The organism is Synechococcus sp. YX-04-1, assembly GCF_030546365.1.
Classification (GTDB): domain Bacteria; phylum Cyanobacteriota; class Cyanobacteriia; order PCC-6307; family Cyanobiaceae; genus Parasynechococcus.
The window spans coordinates 286,634-301,798 of record NZ_JAUONZ010000003.1 but is presented as its reverse complement, the minus strand read 5'-3'; the positions used below and the strand labels follow the sequence as shown (position 1 = coordinate 301,798).

Annotated in this window: 11 protein-coding genes; 2 read left to right on the top strand and 9 right to left on the bottom strand. The window is 53.2% G+C overall.

Annotated elements, in window-relative coordinates; all coding sequences use genetic code 11:
• Nucleotides 1-303: 303 nt before the first annotated feature.
• The 9 genes from Q3Y53_RS07750 to Q3Y53_RS07710 form a co-directional block, all read right to left on the bottom strand.
• A complete protein-coding gene (locus tag Q3Y53_RS07750) occupies nucleotides 304-1,164 on the bottom strand; it encodes a formylglycine-generating enzyme family protein (RefSeq protein WP_303534763.1) in 861 nt (286 codons plus the stop codon).
• The gene (locus Q3Y53_RS07745) at nucleotides 1,164-3,560 is read right to left on the bottom strand and encodes an arylsulfatase (RefSeq protein ID WP_226425561.1); all 2,397 of its coding nucleotides are present in this window, start codon (nucleotides 3,558-3,560) and stop codon (nucleotides 1,164-1,166) included. The genes Q3Y53_RS07750 and Q3Y53_RS07745 overlap by 1 nt, the downstream gene beginning before the upstream one ends.
• Before the next feature lie 148 nt (nucleotides 3,561-3,708).
• Nucleotides 3,709-5,010, bottom strand: coding sequence for an NAD(P)/FAD-dependent oxidoreductase (locus Q3Y53_RS07740; protein WP_303534762.1), 1,302 nt, complete (start codon nucleotides 5,008-5,010; stop codon nucleotides 3,709-3,711).
• 83 nt (nucleotides 5,011-5,093) lie between these two features.
• Nucleotides 5,094-6,647, bottom strand: coding sequence for a DUF1254 domain-containing protein (locus Q3Y53_RS07735; protein ID WP_303534761.1), 1,554 nt, complete (start codon nucleotides 6,645-6,647; stop codon nucleotides 5,094-5,096).
• 41 nt (nucleotides 6,648-6,688) lie between these two features.
• The gene (locus Q3Y53_RS07730) at nucleotides 6,689-8,257 is read right to left on the bottom strand and encodes a DUF1254 domain-containing protein (protein WP_303534760.1); all 1,569 of its coding nucleotides are present in this window, start codon (nucleotides 8,255-8,257) and stop codon (nucleotides 6,689-6,691) included.
• 176 nt (nucleotides 8,258-8,433) lie between these two features.
• Nucleotides 8,434-9,576, bottom strand: a complete 1,143-nt coding sequence (locus Q3Y53_RS07725) for a DUF1254 domain-containing protein (RefSeq protein WP_226425565.1) — start codon at nucleotides 9,574-9,576, stop codon at nucleotides 8,434-8,436.
• Nucleotides 9,577-9,631: 55 nt separating this feature from the next.
• On the bottom strand, nucleotides 9,632-10,753 hold the full coding sequence (locus Q3Y53_RS07720; protein WP_226425566.1) for a DUF1254 domain-containing protein: 1,122 nt from the start codon (nucleotides 10,751-10,753) through the stop codon (nucleotides 9,632-9,634).
• 152 nt (nucleotides 10,754-10,905) lie between these two features.
• Nucleotides 10,906-11,886, bottom strand: coding sequence for a neuromedin U (locus tag Q3Y53_RS07715; RefSeq protein WP_303534824.1), 981 nt, complete (start codon nucleotides 11,884-11,886; stop codon nucleotides 10,906-10,908).
• A 435-nt stretch (nucleotides 11,887-12,321) separates the two neighbouring features.
• Complete coding sequence (locus tag Q3Y53_RS07710) at nucleotides 12,322-12,525, bottom strand: hypothetical protein (RefSeq protein ID WP_226425569.1); 204 nt, start codon at nucleotides 12,523-12,525, stop codon at nucleotides 12,322-12,324.
• A gap of 6 nt (nucleotides 12,526-12,531) precedes the next feature.
• Between Q3Y53_RS07710 and Q3Y53_RS07705 the strand changes: the two genes are divergently transcribed.
• Both Q3Y53_RS07705 and Q3Y53_RS07700 read left to right on the top strand, forming a co-directional pair.
• Nucleotides 12,532-14,193 (top strand): hypothetical protein, encoded by a 1,662-nt coding sequence (locus Q3Y53_RS07705; RefSeq protein ID WP_303534759.1) that lies wholly within the window; start codon nucleotides 12,532-12,534, stop codon nucleotides 14,191-14,193.
• A gap of 46 nt (nucleotides 14,194-14,239) precedes the next feature.
• Complete coding sequence (locus Q3Y53_RS07700) at nucleotides 14,240-15,160, top strand: hypothetical protein (protein WP_226425572.1); 921 nt, start codon at nucleotides 14,240-14,242, stop codon at nucleotides 15,158-15,160.
• The last annotated feature ends 5 nt before the right edge of the window (nucleotides 15,161-15,165 follow it).

Below are 15,165 nucleotides of genomic sequence, written 5' to 3'. Positions count from 1 at the left end.
GGCAATGACACTGATCGTTGGATCATCCCTGCCCAACGGTGGGAATCAGATGGCCCAACTGTTTGGAGCTGCAATCATCTGCCTCGGGTTGTCCTGTTGGTCAACCACCCAATCGTCAAGCCAAGACGCGATGCCAGGAATCGGCCTGACGGCATACAACATCATCAGCGGCCTCCTACTGGCCATATTCGCCTTCTCAGGCGATGCAAGGCCCTCTGTGGCACTCCCTGCGGCCATCCTTCACATCGCACTTGGCGTCGCCCTTCTGAGCAGACAAATCAAGGGCCGGACATCAACCCAGCCCTAACAATCTGCAGCGCAGCGAAAACCCATGTGACAGGTCGCCGTATCCAGCGTTTGGCCCATCAGGGCAGACGGTCGAAACCGGTGGCAGTAGTTGTCGGCGCAAAGGAACGAGCCGCCTTTAATCACCCTTCGTTCTTGCTCACCTTCAGGAACCGCGTAGGGCGTCGACGTCCATTCCCAGACGTTCCCACAAACGTCAACGAGTCCGTAGCCGTTGGCAGGAAAGCTACCGACGGGTGATGTCCAGAACCAACCATCCGTCTCTTTGTTGTCCCAAGGGAACGGGCCCTGCCAGACATTGGCCAGCCAACGACCATCAGGCGTCTTTTCAGACCCCCAGGCGTAGTCCTGATCAACCAGGCCTCCCCGGGCCGCAACCTCCCACTCATCGGCCGTGGGCAACCGTTTCCCGGCCCAATCGGCATAAGCAAGGGCATCCTCGAAGGCGACATGAACAACGGGATGCTGCATCAATCCTTCGAGGCTGGTGTCAGGCCCCTGCGGATGGCGCCAGTCGGCACCAGCGATTAAGCCCCACCAGGAAAGAGGTTCACTGCGATCCACCGTTGGCGGAGGAGGCAGGAAAACAACAGACTCGGGAATCTGCTCTTCAGGTGGAAGATCCGGGTACAGCGTTGGATCAGGGGGCCGTTCCGAAACTGTTTGATAGCCGCTGGCGTCAACGAATTGCAGAAACTCTGCGTTGGTGACAGGTGCCTGATCGATCTCAAATGAAGCGATCGAAACCTGACGCACTGGCGCTTCCTCGGGATAGAAGCGATCGGAGCCAACTTGATAGTCCCCAGCCGGGATGGCAATCATTCCATCCCGGCAATTCGACGTCGAGCTTGACACCATCAGCCCTGTTTGGTGTCAGTGTCTTTGGGATAGATCTGAATCGTCACCTTGTCGATCTGACCGCCATAGGCGCTGTAACGACGAGGACCGATGGTCTTGATCGTGACCGCTGATCCACGGTCAAGACCGACGTCAGCACCTTCATCAATGGAGAAGCGCGATGCAATCGTCTTCTCCATGCGGCCCTCTGCGACCACCTCGCCGTTGAGTTTCAAGCGAACGTCAGCTCCTTTTCCAGTACCACCACCGTCGTAGTCGAGCTCGAAACGGATTTCTGACTTACCAGTTGGTAGTGGCTTGTTGCTTGTGAGCGTGAACAGCTCTCCCATGTAGTTGTACGTGTAGGAAGGTCTGTTGTTTTCAACGTAAAGAGACCAACCTCCAAATCGACCACCCTGGGAGAAAATCACACCATCTTCTTCGCCACCTTTCACATCAACAAATGCCGTCACACTGTTCGACACGTTCTTCACGTTGAGAATCGAGTCTTCAACCAGGTTCCAGGCATAGGGATACAAATCAATGGATGTCCGATCACCTAGAAGCGTCGGCCGACCTGCAACGGAAGGAACGAGACGCTCCAGAAGACGATCATCAAGGGGCAACACCTGATTTTCAATCGCCTCTTCCATGAACTTCTTCTTCATGGCCTCAAGGCGCTCAGGCTCCTGATCGGCGAGATTATTCGAAAGACTGAAATCCTTGGTGGTGTCGTACAGCTCCCAACCATCATCTGCCGCAACCGTGTTCATTCTTTCGGGCGCCATCCAGGGATACATGATTGTCGCCCGCGCCATCCAGCCGTTGTGATAAATACCTCGGTTGCCGATGATCTCGAAATACTGCGTGTTGTGCTTTTCTTTGGCATCCGGGTTATCGAAGGTATACATCAGGCTGGTTCCTTGCATGGGAATCTGCGGGATGCCATTAATTGTCTTTGGCATCGGTAGATTGGCTGCCTCAAGGATCGTTGGAGCCACATCATTCACATGGGAGAACTGTGTGCGTACACCACCACCTTTCTTGATGCGCTCAGGCCAATGAATCACTGTGCCATTGCGTGTTCCTCCAAAATCACCGGCGACTTGCTTGGAAAGCGCAAAAGGTGAATTGAAGGCGATTGCCCAAGCCATGTGATACATGGGATAGGTGGTTGGACCGCCCCATTCATCGAGCTTGGCCTCCTGTTCATCCGGCGTTTCTCCAACACCGTTGAGATAGTGGTTCCAGTTCCAATGACCAGTCCGATCCCCCTCAACACTGGCGCCGTTGTCACCAGTGATATAGATCACCAAGGTGTTATCAAGCTCACCTAGATCTTCAATCGCCTGAATCAAACGGCCTGCTTCATAATCGGAATGCTCCGTGAAAGCAGCAAACACCTCAGCCTGACGCGCATAAATTTTCTGCTGCTGGGGAGTAAGGCTGTCCCATTTGGGAATACTGTCTGGCGCCTTGGCCATCTGAGTCCCTTCGGGGACGATGCCCGCCTTGATCTGGTTCTGAAGATTGCGTTCCCTAAGAACATCCCAACCTTCATCAAACTTGCCCTTGTATTTGGCAATCCATTCTTTGCCCACATGGTGTGGGGAGTGGGCACCGGCCGAGGAGTAATAGATGAAAAATGGCTTATCAGGCTTGATCGCCTTCTGTTGCCGCATCCAACCGATCGCCTGATCGGTCATATCTTCGGTGAAGTGATACCGATCTTTCTTCGGTGCATCGACAACGGTGACACCATCGTGGATGGTGGGTTCCCACATGTTGTCTTCAGCGCCGACAAAGCCGTAGAACTTCTCAAAGCCCTGACGCGTTGGCCAACGGGTTTGAGGACCGGCTGCCGTGGTCTCACGGCCGGGAGTCTCATGCCACTTGCCGAAGGCGGCAGTGTTGTATCCATTCAGTCGCAGGATTTCTGCAACTGGCACCGCATAATCAGGCACCACAGTTGAGTTGCCGGCATATCCAGTTGCAACTTCAGGGATAGATCCTGTATTGACTTTGTGATGATTACGGCCAGATTTCAAGGCCGCCCGGGTTGGCGCACAAAGTGCAGTGGTATGAAATTTGTTGTAGCGAAGTCCGTTCTCGGCAAGTTTTTCAGCCGTCGGCATGTTCACCACACCGCCAAAGGCGGAGGGTGCTGCATAGCCCACATCATCAAGCAGGATGATCACCACATTGGGTGCATCGGCAGGTGCCGTCACCTCCCATTGGGGAGGCAATGGCACCTCTGACGGCAGTACCTTGGTAACCTTTTCAGGCCGTGGCTCAGCGATCGGCAGCTGCGTGCGATCAAACTGAGCGCTGTTAGCCTTATTTTGAAGCCCGAGTTGAGTTGAGCAGGCAGCAAGAACAAGGACGCCGCCTCCCAAAGCAATCTGACGGAGTTTCATGAACTCAGGAATCAAATAGTCAACATATGAAGCCTAATCAGGATGAGACTCACGAACCAAAAATTTCACAAACAAACCAGAGAGAAATTTCGAAAAAGTTTTTTTCGTACCAACATCCATAATCGTTTTGGACTGTGGATCGGCAGTGTCATCCCTGAATACTCTTGGCAATGCCCAATGCTGCTGAGGAACCGCTGGCGATCGCTCCCTCAATAAAGCCGCGCCAAGCCTGGGCATGGTCTCCGGAGGCAAACACAAGATTGCCCTCCTGTTGAGGCAGGGCATTGGCAAACCTTGCGATCGTGCCGGGCCGATAGGTGCACCAGGATCCCTGGGACAAAGCATCGCCACCCCAGTCGTGGCCAAAGGTGGACAGCAGCTTGACGCCTGGAAGAAATTCTTCGAGAACGGCTTGCCATTCATCAACCGACTTGTCCAAAGCACCGGGTTCGAGGCTGAATCCAGCCAGAACAGAGTGTTGTTCGCCGCGCTTGTAGGTGAAACTGCCGATCAGGGGGGAATCCGTTGAACGCGACAGGGTCATCACCGCGCCGGGATCTCCCTGCACCTCAAAAAACACCTTGTAGCCACCACCAACATGCTTCAGCGTTGAGGCCTCCTGCTTCGCTGCAGACAATGGCGGATCAAAGCTGACGCTGTTGAGGAGATTCAACGGCAGCGTGACGACCGCACGCTTGGCATTAACGACGTCGCCATTGGTTGTGGTGACCACAACCCCGGCCTCCGATTGCTGAACAGAAGCAACAGACGTATTCAGCTCAACATCGAAACCACCATCCTCAGCGATGGCATCAACCAGCTCACCCGTTCCATTGGTGAACTTGTAGCGGGCCGCGGTGTCATTGAAGATCTCGTAATTCCAACCGGTCAGCGACCAACAACGCATCATCTCCACATAAGACGCGTTTTCGGGTTGGTTCATCGAGAGGATCTCGAGGAATCCGCCAATCGATGTGCGTTGCAGAGGGGTGAGATCCAAGGCGGCAAAGCGATCAGCAACGCTCTGCGAATCATGGGCACAGATCGCATCCCAACAGTGATCTTGGTCGTAAGGGCGCTCCCAAACTTGCTTGGCCTCCGCAAAGAACAGCTCAAAGCCCTGCAGAAATTCAGCGAGCTGGTCTTCCTGCAGGTCATTTACCTGCCCATCAACCTTGATGGCAACCCGCTCGGCAACACAACCGGGAGTTTCCTGAACCTCCAAGCCGTAACGCTCCTTTTCCGCCCAAACAAAGGGTTGGGTCCAGTGAATCCAGGTTCCGCCCAGCTCCACATGGAAACCATTCACCTCCTTGTACCAAGTGCGACCACCCAAGCGATCACGGGCCTCGAGCAGCAACACATTGAAGCCACGGTGTTTGAGATCACGGGCGGCGGTAATCCCGGCGAAACCGCCACCGATCACAACAACATCAACAGTGCGAGACATCGGACCAGAGGGAAAGGAGAACGGGACAAGCAACGACACCCATCGATGGATAGATACCCACCGATGGGATCAAGACAAAAGAATCAGAGCTGTTCGATCGCACCGAGTTTCCAGGTGCGGTCAAACCACTCCTGACCTGGGCCATAGAGACGGAAGATGCCGAACCAACCCTTGCCGGGAACCGTCTTCACCCAGTTGGCCTCTTTGCCAGCAGGGGCTTCAGGGCCGAAGTAAAGATCAATGCTTCCGTCAGCATTTTTCGCCATCTCGGGATTGCGCTTGTTGTTTTTGCTGGGGTAGGGCATCTCCTTGCTCTGGAGCATGGAACGGGTCTGCGGGTCGTAGACCACGAACGACCAGAAGCGCTGAGCCGGTGGATTGGCAGGGATGTTGACTTTGTAAGTCTTGGATCCATCCAGGTAGGCGCCGCTGCCATCACGCGAGCTGAAGGCGTATTGGGACCCCACGCCAGGAAGTTCCAGCACCATCGCCGGCGTGTTCACCGTGGCCAGGTAGAAGAACAGCGTGCGGCCATCCATGTCACGGCCACCATTGCCGCCATCCACGAGGTACGTGTGGTTGCCGCCGGGGAAACCGGTCTGCCAATAGCCGGCCTTGCCGGGATAGATGTATGCCTTGGGATCCTGCGGGGCAAACAGAATCGAACGTGCCGTCGCATTGCCAATGGCGACCGCTTCAGTCAGCAGGGCTTTCTGCTCCCTGGTCGGATTGAACGGCTTCCCTTTTTGAATGCCAATCGCCGAGGCCATGCCCAAGAGTTCAGGGGAGAACATCTCGGAGGGCTCACGCTGGATCACCTCATCCAGTTCCTCGTAGAACTTGAAGTTGTTGGCATGGATGGTGTTCACATCTGACCCGGTGAGGTTGGTGAACGTGTTTGCAGGAGGGTTGCTCCTTTGAGCGAAGGGATACACCTTGAGGCCATTTTTAAATGCCGTCTTCGCCGTATCAGGCTTGCCTTGGTCATCAAGAAAGCCGCGAAGAATCAGCCAGTTGATTTTGCTGGGAGTCGTCGCAATGAAGTAACCATCGGTGTTGGCCGGTGGCGTATGGCCTGGGCCAAGAATCAGATACTTGCCGCCTTTGCCTTTGTCTGGGCCAGGGCCACCCATGTCGACAACAAAGCGGAAAAAGGCGTCATTAACGGTGCCCGGCCCTGTTCCCGCAGGAACTTCCACCACCACAGGGCCATCACTGAGATCAAGAAAAGCCGAGGCATAGACCGTATCGGTATTGCCGGTTAGCCAGAGCGATGTGGAGCTCATCAACTCCTCAAACAAACCGATATCTCGATTTGGCTTCAAGCCATAGCCATCGCGGTGGCCGACATAGAGCATCTCGATGGATGCTGCCGGCATGAAATTGAGGAAGGTCTGCACACCACGGCCGAGATCCACTTGACGGCGCGCTGCCTTTTTTGTGGCTTCATCAGGGAAGCCATCGAAATAGCGGAACGTGCCGATGCGGGTACGAACAACATCAGGCGTTAAGACATCTTCAGGGATCGGCGTGTTGTAACCCTTGGGAGTGACATCCTTCGCTTGAACTGGAAATGCAGAGCTTCCGATCAAGAGAGTGGAAGCCAAGAGAGGTGAAACAGAATTAAGGCCTTTCATGACAAATCAATGAATAAAAGTGGAAGTCGTGAATTGTTCGTTCAATCAAGCACTTCGATATTGTTCAGCTTCCAGATTTGGTCAAACCAGGGTTGCAATGGGCCATAGAGCCGAAAGGCCGTGAACCACCCTTTCCCAGGTACCGTTTCAATCCAATTGGTTTCCTTGCCCAAAGGTGCTTTGGGTCCGAAATACAAATCCACGGACCCATCTGCATTCATAACCATGTCTTTGTTGCGCTTGTTGTTCTTGGCAGGGAAGGGCTGACTGGTTTGCAGCTGAGAACGCGTTTGTGGGTCATAAACCACGATTGACCAGAAATCCTTAGCAGGTGGATTCTTATCAATGGTTAATTTGTATGTTTTACCACCATCAAGAACAGCACCATTTTCATCCGTCCCAGCAATCGCATATTGAGAGCCGACGCCAACCATTTCCAGCACCATGGCCGGAGTGTTGACGGTGTAAGCCCAGAAGAAGTTGTTACGGGCGTCAAGATTTCGACCTCCCCGGCCACCATCTTTGAGCCACTCATAACTTCCACCCGCGAAGGCTGTGAACCATTGGGGATTACCTTCATAGGTGTATGCATCTGAAGCACGGGGGGTAACCATGTCGGAGCGGACATACGCCACACCCACCTGAACAGCTTCCTCCATCAAGGCTCGATCTGCCGGTGAGGGGTTAAAAGGTTTTCCTTTTTCCATCCCGATCCCAGCTGCCAAACCGCGAATTTCCGGATCAAGGAAATCGATGGGCTCCCGCTGAATCACACGATTGAGTTCGTTGAAGAATTCAAAGTTGTTGGCATGCACAGTATTAAAAACCTTGTCCCCACCTTGGATGAAGGTCATCTTGGGTGGGTTGTCTTTTTGCGACAGCGGATACATCCGCAAACCATTCTCGTAGTTCGCAACTGCCTGGTCAGGCTTACCCTCATCATCCAGGAAGGCCCTCAAAATCAACCAGTTGGAATACGTGGGTGAGCGGAAAACAAAGTAGCCATCGGTGTTTGCAGGCTCTTTATCGTCAGGACCAAGAATCAAATATTTACCACCCTTGCCTTTGTCCGGACCGGGACCTCCTGTATCAGCCACAAATCGAAAGTAGGCATCATTGATCGTGCCAGGTCCAAGACCAGCAGGCACCTCAATCACCAACGGCCCCGTCCGCTGCAAGTTGAAAAAAGCCGAGCCATAAACGGTATCTGTATTACCGGTTAAAAACAGGGGATTGGAATTCAACGGTGACATCAAATTCACCTTGGTGTAATCATCCACACCGATCTGTTCATGACCGTGCCGCAGCATTTCTATGCTCGCCGCAGGCATCATCGTCAGGAAGGTCTCGTAAGCCCGGATGAATTTGAGATTGTCGAAAGTCGCCTTCACCGTGGCCGGATCGGGCATACCATCGAAGAAATTGAAGGTGCCAACAGACGTGCGCACCTTGTCTGGTGTGAGCAGCTCTGATGGGATCGGAGTGGTGTATCCGGCTGGGATGGCATCAGCCCCTGCTTGCGCTCTGGTGGGCAAACCAAACAAAACACCTGACAGGGCAAGAAGGGACAGCCCCTTAGAGGCACCCTTCATCCACGTTGCGCTCACCATGAGATGCAATCGACAGCTTTTTAAAGCTAGATAGCAAAAAGCGATCGGTCAGCGGTCGATGGTACGAAAAAGCCTTGATTTACCAGCAAAGGGAAAGATGGCTTGCATGAGCTTGAAAACCCACGCAAGCCAAGCCCAAAGGGCATTCAATCCCATTAAGGATCAATCACGGAGACTCATTTGAGCTCCAACTCAGGCCGAACCCACGAACCATCGAAATAAGCGGGTTTTGGATTGTAGATCCGGAAGGTGGCATTCCAGCCCGGGTAAATCTCCAAATAGTTGGGTTGTGTAGTATCACCACCAAAATGCAGCGTCACATCACCTTGTGCGTCTGCCTCGGCAAATGCACTATTCACATTGAAATTCTCACCAACCGGGAATCCATCCTTGTCGTACACCGTTAGCGACCAAAAAGCATTATCTCCATTCGGAACATCATTAAGCTTCAGCGTTTGAGGCTCAGATGATGATGGCGTGTAGAAGAGATAAACAGCACCTTCCTTCGGTAATCCGCCAATTCCAACAGCCACACCCATATTATTTTGCTCCGGGGTGACTTCACCGGGCCGACCAAAGAGCGATTCCGACTTCACACCTTTCTCGTTTCGCTCTTCGTTATAAGCCGCACGGAGAGCCATCATCTGCTCAAGATCCCATTGGTTGGGTTGCACATACTCGCCTGTCTTAGCCTGAGTAACCGACAACTTGGCCTGCAGAGCCTGGGCCTGTGCTACATCATCAGGATCCTGAATGTTCACACCGGTACGGAATGCTACTAAGGCATAGCGGCTCCCGACCTCGTCTTCTGTAAGGGTGTAATCACCAGGCTCTTTTTCCACATACACGTACCCCTGTCCATTAACCACCATGGCGCTCTGGTAGCGGCCATTGGTTTGCGGAAGCGTAAATGTCGCCGGAGTGGTCAGATCGAGAATCAACCAGGAATATAAGGTGTCAAAATTAATGCGAATCACCGTCCGATCCTTGGGATCCGCAGCCTTCTGGAGATTCAAAATCGTTCCCAAACCTCCGGTGCAGGTTGCAGCTGAAACATCGGCGATGTATTTGGCAAAGATCGTCTGCGTTTCAGCTTCGGAATAGTTTTCCTTGGTAACTGGCACAACTGTGTCGCTTTGAATTGAAACAGCAGGCTTAGGGCAATCCTTTTTTGCTGTGCCTACTGAAGCAGGAGCCTGCTCAGGATTGGCAGTCGACGAAGGCTGATCCGAAGAACTTTTGGGCTGGCCGCAGGCAACGGTTAAGACACCCAAACCAAGAGCGAGAGCACCAGTGATAGCTTTCTTTTGAAAAGACATGATTAAGGGTAGTAATTAGATGAAATTAAAAAAGAGAAGGAAATAATGATTTAATTCATTTTGCGGGCTCAAACTGTGGTGCAGTCCACGTGCCGTTGAAATATGCTTCTGTTGGTGAATAGATCCGCACCGCGACATTCCAACCAGGATAGATATCGAGGTAGTTGTCCTGACTCTTGTCACCTCCGAGGTGCATTACATACTCACCTTTATCATTTTTCTTCGCGAAAGCACTATTTACATTGTACTTTTCGCCCACTGCAAAACCATCCTTGTCATAGACAGTGACTGACCAGAATGCCCTTGGGTCATTGGGAACATCCTTCAGCACCAACACGTGAGGCTCAGTGGAATCGACAATTGTGGGGAAGGGATACACAGCCCCCTGCTTGGGAAGGCCACCCCAGCCCAAAGCAACACCGAAATCACGCATCTCATCTGAAATCTCACCCTTTTTGCCAAAGACCATTTCGGAGGTCAAACCCTCGGGTTGCATCCGCTTCTGGTAGCCAGCCCGAATAGCAAGAATTTCATCCATGTCGTACTTATTTTTGCTGACAAACTCACCGGCTTTATCCTGAACCAGCGCAATTTTCCCTTGGATCTCTGCCGCCTCCTTAAGATCAGCAGGGTCCTGCATATTCACTTGAGTGCGCACAATCACGTACGCATATCGACTTCCAACACTCTCCCTGCTGAGTTGGTAGCGACCGGGCTTATCGCTAACGAGTGGGATCCAATGATCCTCGTCGATCACTTCAAGAATCTGATATCGATCCGTTTCAGGCAGAACCACTGTGGCTGGACTCTCAAGGTCGAGAATCGCAAAGGAATAAAGAGTGTCGAAATTTGGGCGCAGGATCGTGCGCTCTTTGGGATCCATCGCTGCACGCTGGTGCAGGAAAACACCGACGCCATCACCGCACGTGCCCTTGGCGATCTTGCGAACGTAATCAGCAAAGATCACTTCCGTTTCAGCATTAGCGTAATTCGCCTTGGTGACAGGCGTCACCTCAGTCGCCTTGCTCACGACCGCAGGACTTGGACATTCGGCAGCTGAGGATGTCGCCTGATCGGGATCAGACTGGCCAATTGTGGATTGCGTCTGACCACAACCAACAGCACCAAAAACCAATGCAGAAGCGAGAACTAACGACTTAAATGAAGAACGAGTCATGAAACTTGAATTAAAAAATCAATGAAGCGAAGAACTTTCTAGCGATTGCTGTAGCCAATGACTTGAACCAAAACAAATCCTAGGCACGTAGTTAAATTTTTAGAAAAGAATAAACCGCAAATTCGCCCTAGGTCCAGATAAATATGTCAAGACTATTTCTTGCCAGCCGAGGGGATTAGGAACTGAACCTGCGTACGAATTGTCCAGTCACCCATCAGCTCTTCTCCACCAATTTCTGGCTTAATTGCATTGTAATAGCCATGAACTGAGACATTGATTGGCTGCTTTCCAAGCGTAAAGACTCGGCCAATTCCAGCACCGACTGGAACAGTCCAGCCTTGATCCTTATTCTCCCAATCAGCTGTAATGATTGGTGAAAATGACACGTACCAACCCTTAGGCAGATTGTAGTTAATGAAGGGTTGGACCAACATTTTATTCACATCCTTTCGGTCATCTTCACCTGCGAAAGACCACATGTTGTTCACCAAACCGCCCACAACCCAGGGGCCCTTGGTATAGACACCAACGAGTGCAGGACCGACAGACCACTTTCCGGTGCTCAGCGGGATCTTATTGGAAGGAATACTGAGGGTCGGGCCGAAACCAAAGGTGAAATCACCCTCCAGGGTGGGCACGAAAAAACCGGTGGGATTGACATCACCAACACCAAACGTGTATTTCTCCCTCCAGCCATCAAAGTAAGGTTCACCTGCTGGGGTGAGGTTAAACTTTGGCTTAGCGAATGGTGCATTAATGAAAGGAACAATGGTGCGCGTCACCAGCGTCCAGTCATCACTCAATTTGAACGGAAAAACAGGTTGAACGTTGACCACATTCATGACCCTGTCATGCTTGGCATCGGGGTCAACCGAATTCGGTGCCCATTGAGTCCCGGGAGTGGCATTCCATTGGAAGGGAATGCTGATCATGCTGGCGATGGGATTTTGTGCCGCTTTGGCCAGAGCGGCTTGGTCCGGGCCAGCAGCCTCTGCCGCAACAACACCAGGTGCCTTGTCTTCGGACGCAATGAGCTGGGCCTGAGCGATCTCGGCTTGCTCAGGCTCCGTCAGAGGGCTGTAATCAAAACCGCCTGACTCAGCCTTGATCTCGTTGACCTCTTGCGCCACCACGCCAGTGCCAGCAAAAGCTGTAAACGCAACCACGCCCAACAGAAGTCGACGAAACACTGGCAATCACCAAAATCAATTCATCTTGACGGGCTGAAAAATCAGGGTGGTACAAATCGATCGGTTATCTCGAGACTCGACAAGAGAATTGCCGGCCGAACCTTTTCAGTTGGGCAGCGGCCTGTCGTCATTGAAGATCAGTCCGACGGGACCGACATGCGCCCATCCGTACGTGATCGGGTTCGAAGCAGGGCAGAGATCTCCCTCTCTCCCTAGACAGAGAAAAACGTATCGACGTCCATGAAGGTCTTCAAAACGCTTGGACAGGTCCTCGCCCTTAGTGCACTGGCTGTTGGGACAGCAACAGGGTCTGTCGAAGCCCGAGGGCAATCAACATTAAAAGGGCAGATCTCCTTGAAGGGTCAGCCGGTGAGCGGCTCATCCATCACCCTCTGGCAAACCCAAGCTGGGCAATCCCCCAAACAACTGAGCACCCATCGTTCGAACAAAAGCGGGGCGTTCAGCGTCAAGGTTCGAGCAACGCAAGGGGTCGTCCACTACCTCGTGGCCAAGGGGGGCGACATCGGCGGATCCAGCGCCGACCAACTCACCATGCTCACGGTGCTTGGCGGGGATGAGCATCAGCAGGTGGCCATCAACGAGCTCACAACCGTTGGTTCGGTTTGGCCCAATGCTCAACTGATTGAAGGCACAGCGTTGGAAGGGAGCCAAAGCGCCTTAGCAATCGGATCGAGCCAAGTGGAAAACCTGGTTGACCAGAGCACAGGTCGCTTTGGAGCAACGTTGCTGAAAAGCACCAACCTGCTGAATTCCGAGACTGCAGCTCGAATGAATGTGCTCTCAGATCTGATTGCATTATGCGGGCAACCCCAGCAGTCTCAAGCGTGCTATCAGCTGCTAGCACTGACAAATTCAGAGAACACACTCTCGGCAATGACGTCCATTGCCCGTCAACCCTGGAAGAACGCCGGCGCGCTCTATCAGCTGTTCCAAAGCGCATACCCGATCAACAAAGCCTCACAGCTGCGCCCAACTGCAACCGCTCCCTATTTGTTGTTTCAACCCAAAAGTTTTTCACTTTCCCTGGTTTTTAACGGTGGCGGTGCTTTAGGCCTCGGGAAGTTGATGTTTGACGGAAAAGGAAGCATGTGGAGTGGAACCAACTGGATGCCTGGCTCTCAATCCGGAGTGGTAAACAACATCGGCGGAGGAGTGACCCACTTCGGCCCCGGTGGCACGCCTCTTTCACCAGCGATTAGCGGTTACAACGGCCAAGGCATCAACGGTGTGGGCTGGGGGACCGGAGTATCAGAAAAATATGCTTGGGTTGGCGCGTTCAACAACATGGTTGGGGTGTTCGACCTCAAAGACAGCAAAGCCCTTGGGCCAGCCACCATTGATAAGGAAGTGGGTCAGCTTCAGGGCGTCGCCACAGCCGCCAATGGAGATGTATGGATTGCCGACAACACCGCAAACCACATGATTCATTTCCCCGGTGGCGATTACACCCAAGGGAAACGAATCACAATTAATGACCTCCAAGCACCCTTCGGTGTCGCCATTGACGGACAGAACAGAGTGTGGGTGAGCAGCAGTTACAACAACAAACTCACCGTGTTTCCAGGGGACGCTCCTGATCAAGCCAAAACGATCGAAGTGAACCTTGGGGGCCGTGGTGTTGCGGTTGATTCAACAGGGCATGTATGGATTGCCCAGCAATCCAATTCTCCTCAAGGAGCACTACCTCCAGGCGCGAAAATGCCTCCCAATATCCCTGCCAATGCACCACAACCCAAAACCATCATGGAGGAGTTTGAGGCCGGTGCTGAATACCTTTTGACCAACCCCAACATCACGCAAACTGGAATGGTTGGGCTGATTTCACCCGACATGGAAGTCGTCCAACAAGACATCGCCAAAGGCACCGCTTATATCCCCTGGGGTGTGACCATCGACGGCAATGACAACGTCTGGGTCGGCAATCTTTATGGTCAAAGCTTGACTCACATCTGTGGCGTCAATCCCGCCAATTGCCCCGCAGGAAAAACCACTGGGGATGTGATTCACAACTACCAAAGCGGCGTTATTCAAATGACCACCGATGTCATTGTTGATGACGCTGGAAACCTCTGGAGCGCCAATAACTGGTTCGACGGTGATGTCGTCATTAACCCCACCTACAGGGGCCGCACCTCCACATTTGGAGGGGGCCAGGGATTCGTTGTGACTTATGGCGTGGCCGGACCGGTTCAAAACCCCCTGATGGGTCCTGTGCGCAAGCCACGCTGATGGCTTCGTTGTTCTCGATCTCCTGATTCTTCCGCTCCAAAGCCCGATGCGTCTCAACCGCCTGCTTGGCCTCGCCACGGCCTGTTTGCTCGCTCCGCTTGCACTGCCGTCAGCCGCAGAAGAAGTGCCTGACGAGGATGGCAACACCCGGGTGTATCTGGAGGCCTACGGGTTCTTCCCGCTGGAAACCCACTCCAAAACCACGCTGGACAACAACACCACCAAGGAAACGCTGGATCTCAGCGATGTGCTGGACATGCTCACCGGTGTGTTCAGCGGCAAGGTGGCTGTTGAGAAAGGGCGGTTTGGCCTGCAAGCAGGGCTGGACCATCTCAGCTTCAGCACATCCGAGACGGTCTCGTCCTGGAACAGCTCGAACCCGATTCAGAACGAACGCCACCCGCACTTCCCGCAGCGCCGGGTCACCTCCAAGGGAACGATCAAGTCGGTCACCGACAGCGAGCAAACCATTTTTGATCTGGCCCTGCGCTACCGAGCCGGTGAGATTCAAAAACCACGGATGACGCCTGGTTCGGTGAGCTTCATTGGCTTTGCAGGGATGCGATTGATCGACGCCTCACTGGACATGGACGTGTCGTTCAAAGACGACGTCACCGTCGAGGGAATCCTGCCCTCAAGGCAACTTCAGCGCGACATTGCCGATGAAGCCAGTGAGACATGGCACAACACATGGGTGCAGCCCCTCATCGGCATGAACACCACCCTTGCTCTGGGCGAAGACTGGCAAGCCTTCCTCGGCATGGATGCTGGTGGTTTTGGGATCAATGGCAAACAGGACCTGTCGGGAACCGTCGAGGCGGGTGTGGCCTATGCCCTGGGCAATTCAGCTCAGATTTCCCTGGCCTATCGCTACTTCGGCATCGACTACTCCGCCCACAACGGACGGAACGGCTACTCCTCCACACAACACGGTGTTTCGATGGGATTTCGCTGGTTGTTTGAATGAGCCTT

What these genes read in the sequence shown, in the direction of transcription:
- Q3Y53_RS07750 (WP_303534763.1), bottom strand. Translation starts at nt 1,164, where the DNA reads ATGGTGTCAAGCTCGACGTCGAATTGCCGGGATGGAATGATTGCCATC.
- Q3Y53_RS07745 (WP_226425561.1), bottom strand. Translation starts at nt 3,560, where the DNA reads ATGAAACTCCGTCAGATTGCTTTGGGAGGCGGCGTCCTTGTTCTTGCT.
- Q3Y53_RS07740 (WP_303534762.1), bottom strand. Translation starts at nt 5,010, where the DNA reads ATGTCTCGCACTGTTGATGTTGTTGTGATCGGTGGCGGTTTCGCCGGG.
- Q3Y53_RS07735 (WP_303534761.1), bottom strand. Translation starts at nt 6,647, where the DNA reads ATGAAAGGCCTTAATTCTGTTTCACCTCTCTTGGCTTCCACTCTCTTG.
- Q3Y53_RS07730 (WP_303534760.1), bottom strand. Translation starts at nt 8,257, where the DNA reads ATGGTGAGCGCAACGTGGATGAAGGGTGCCTCTAAGGGGCTGTCCCTT.
- Q3Y53_RS07725 (WP_226425565.1), bottom strand. Translation starts at nt 9,576, where the DNA reads ATGTCTTTTCAAAAGAAAGCTATCACTGGTGCTCTCGCTCTTGGTTTG.
- Q3Y53_RS07720 (WP_226425566.1), bottom strand. Translation starts at nt 10,753, where the DNA reads ATGACTCGTTCTTCATTTAAGTCGTTAGTTCTCGCTTCTGCATTGGTT.
- Q3Y53_RS07710 (WP_226425569.1), bottom strand. Translation starts at nt 12,525, where the DNA reads ATGCTCATCCCCGCCAAGCACCGTGAGCATGGTGAGTTGGTCGGCGCT.
- Q3Y53_RS07700 (WP_226425572.1), top strand. Translation starts at nt 14,240, where the DNA reads ATGCGTCTCAACCGCCTGCTTGGCCTCGCCACGGCCTGTTTGCTCGCT.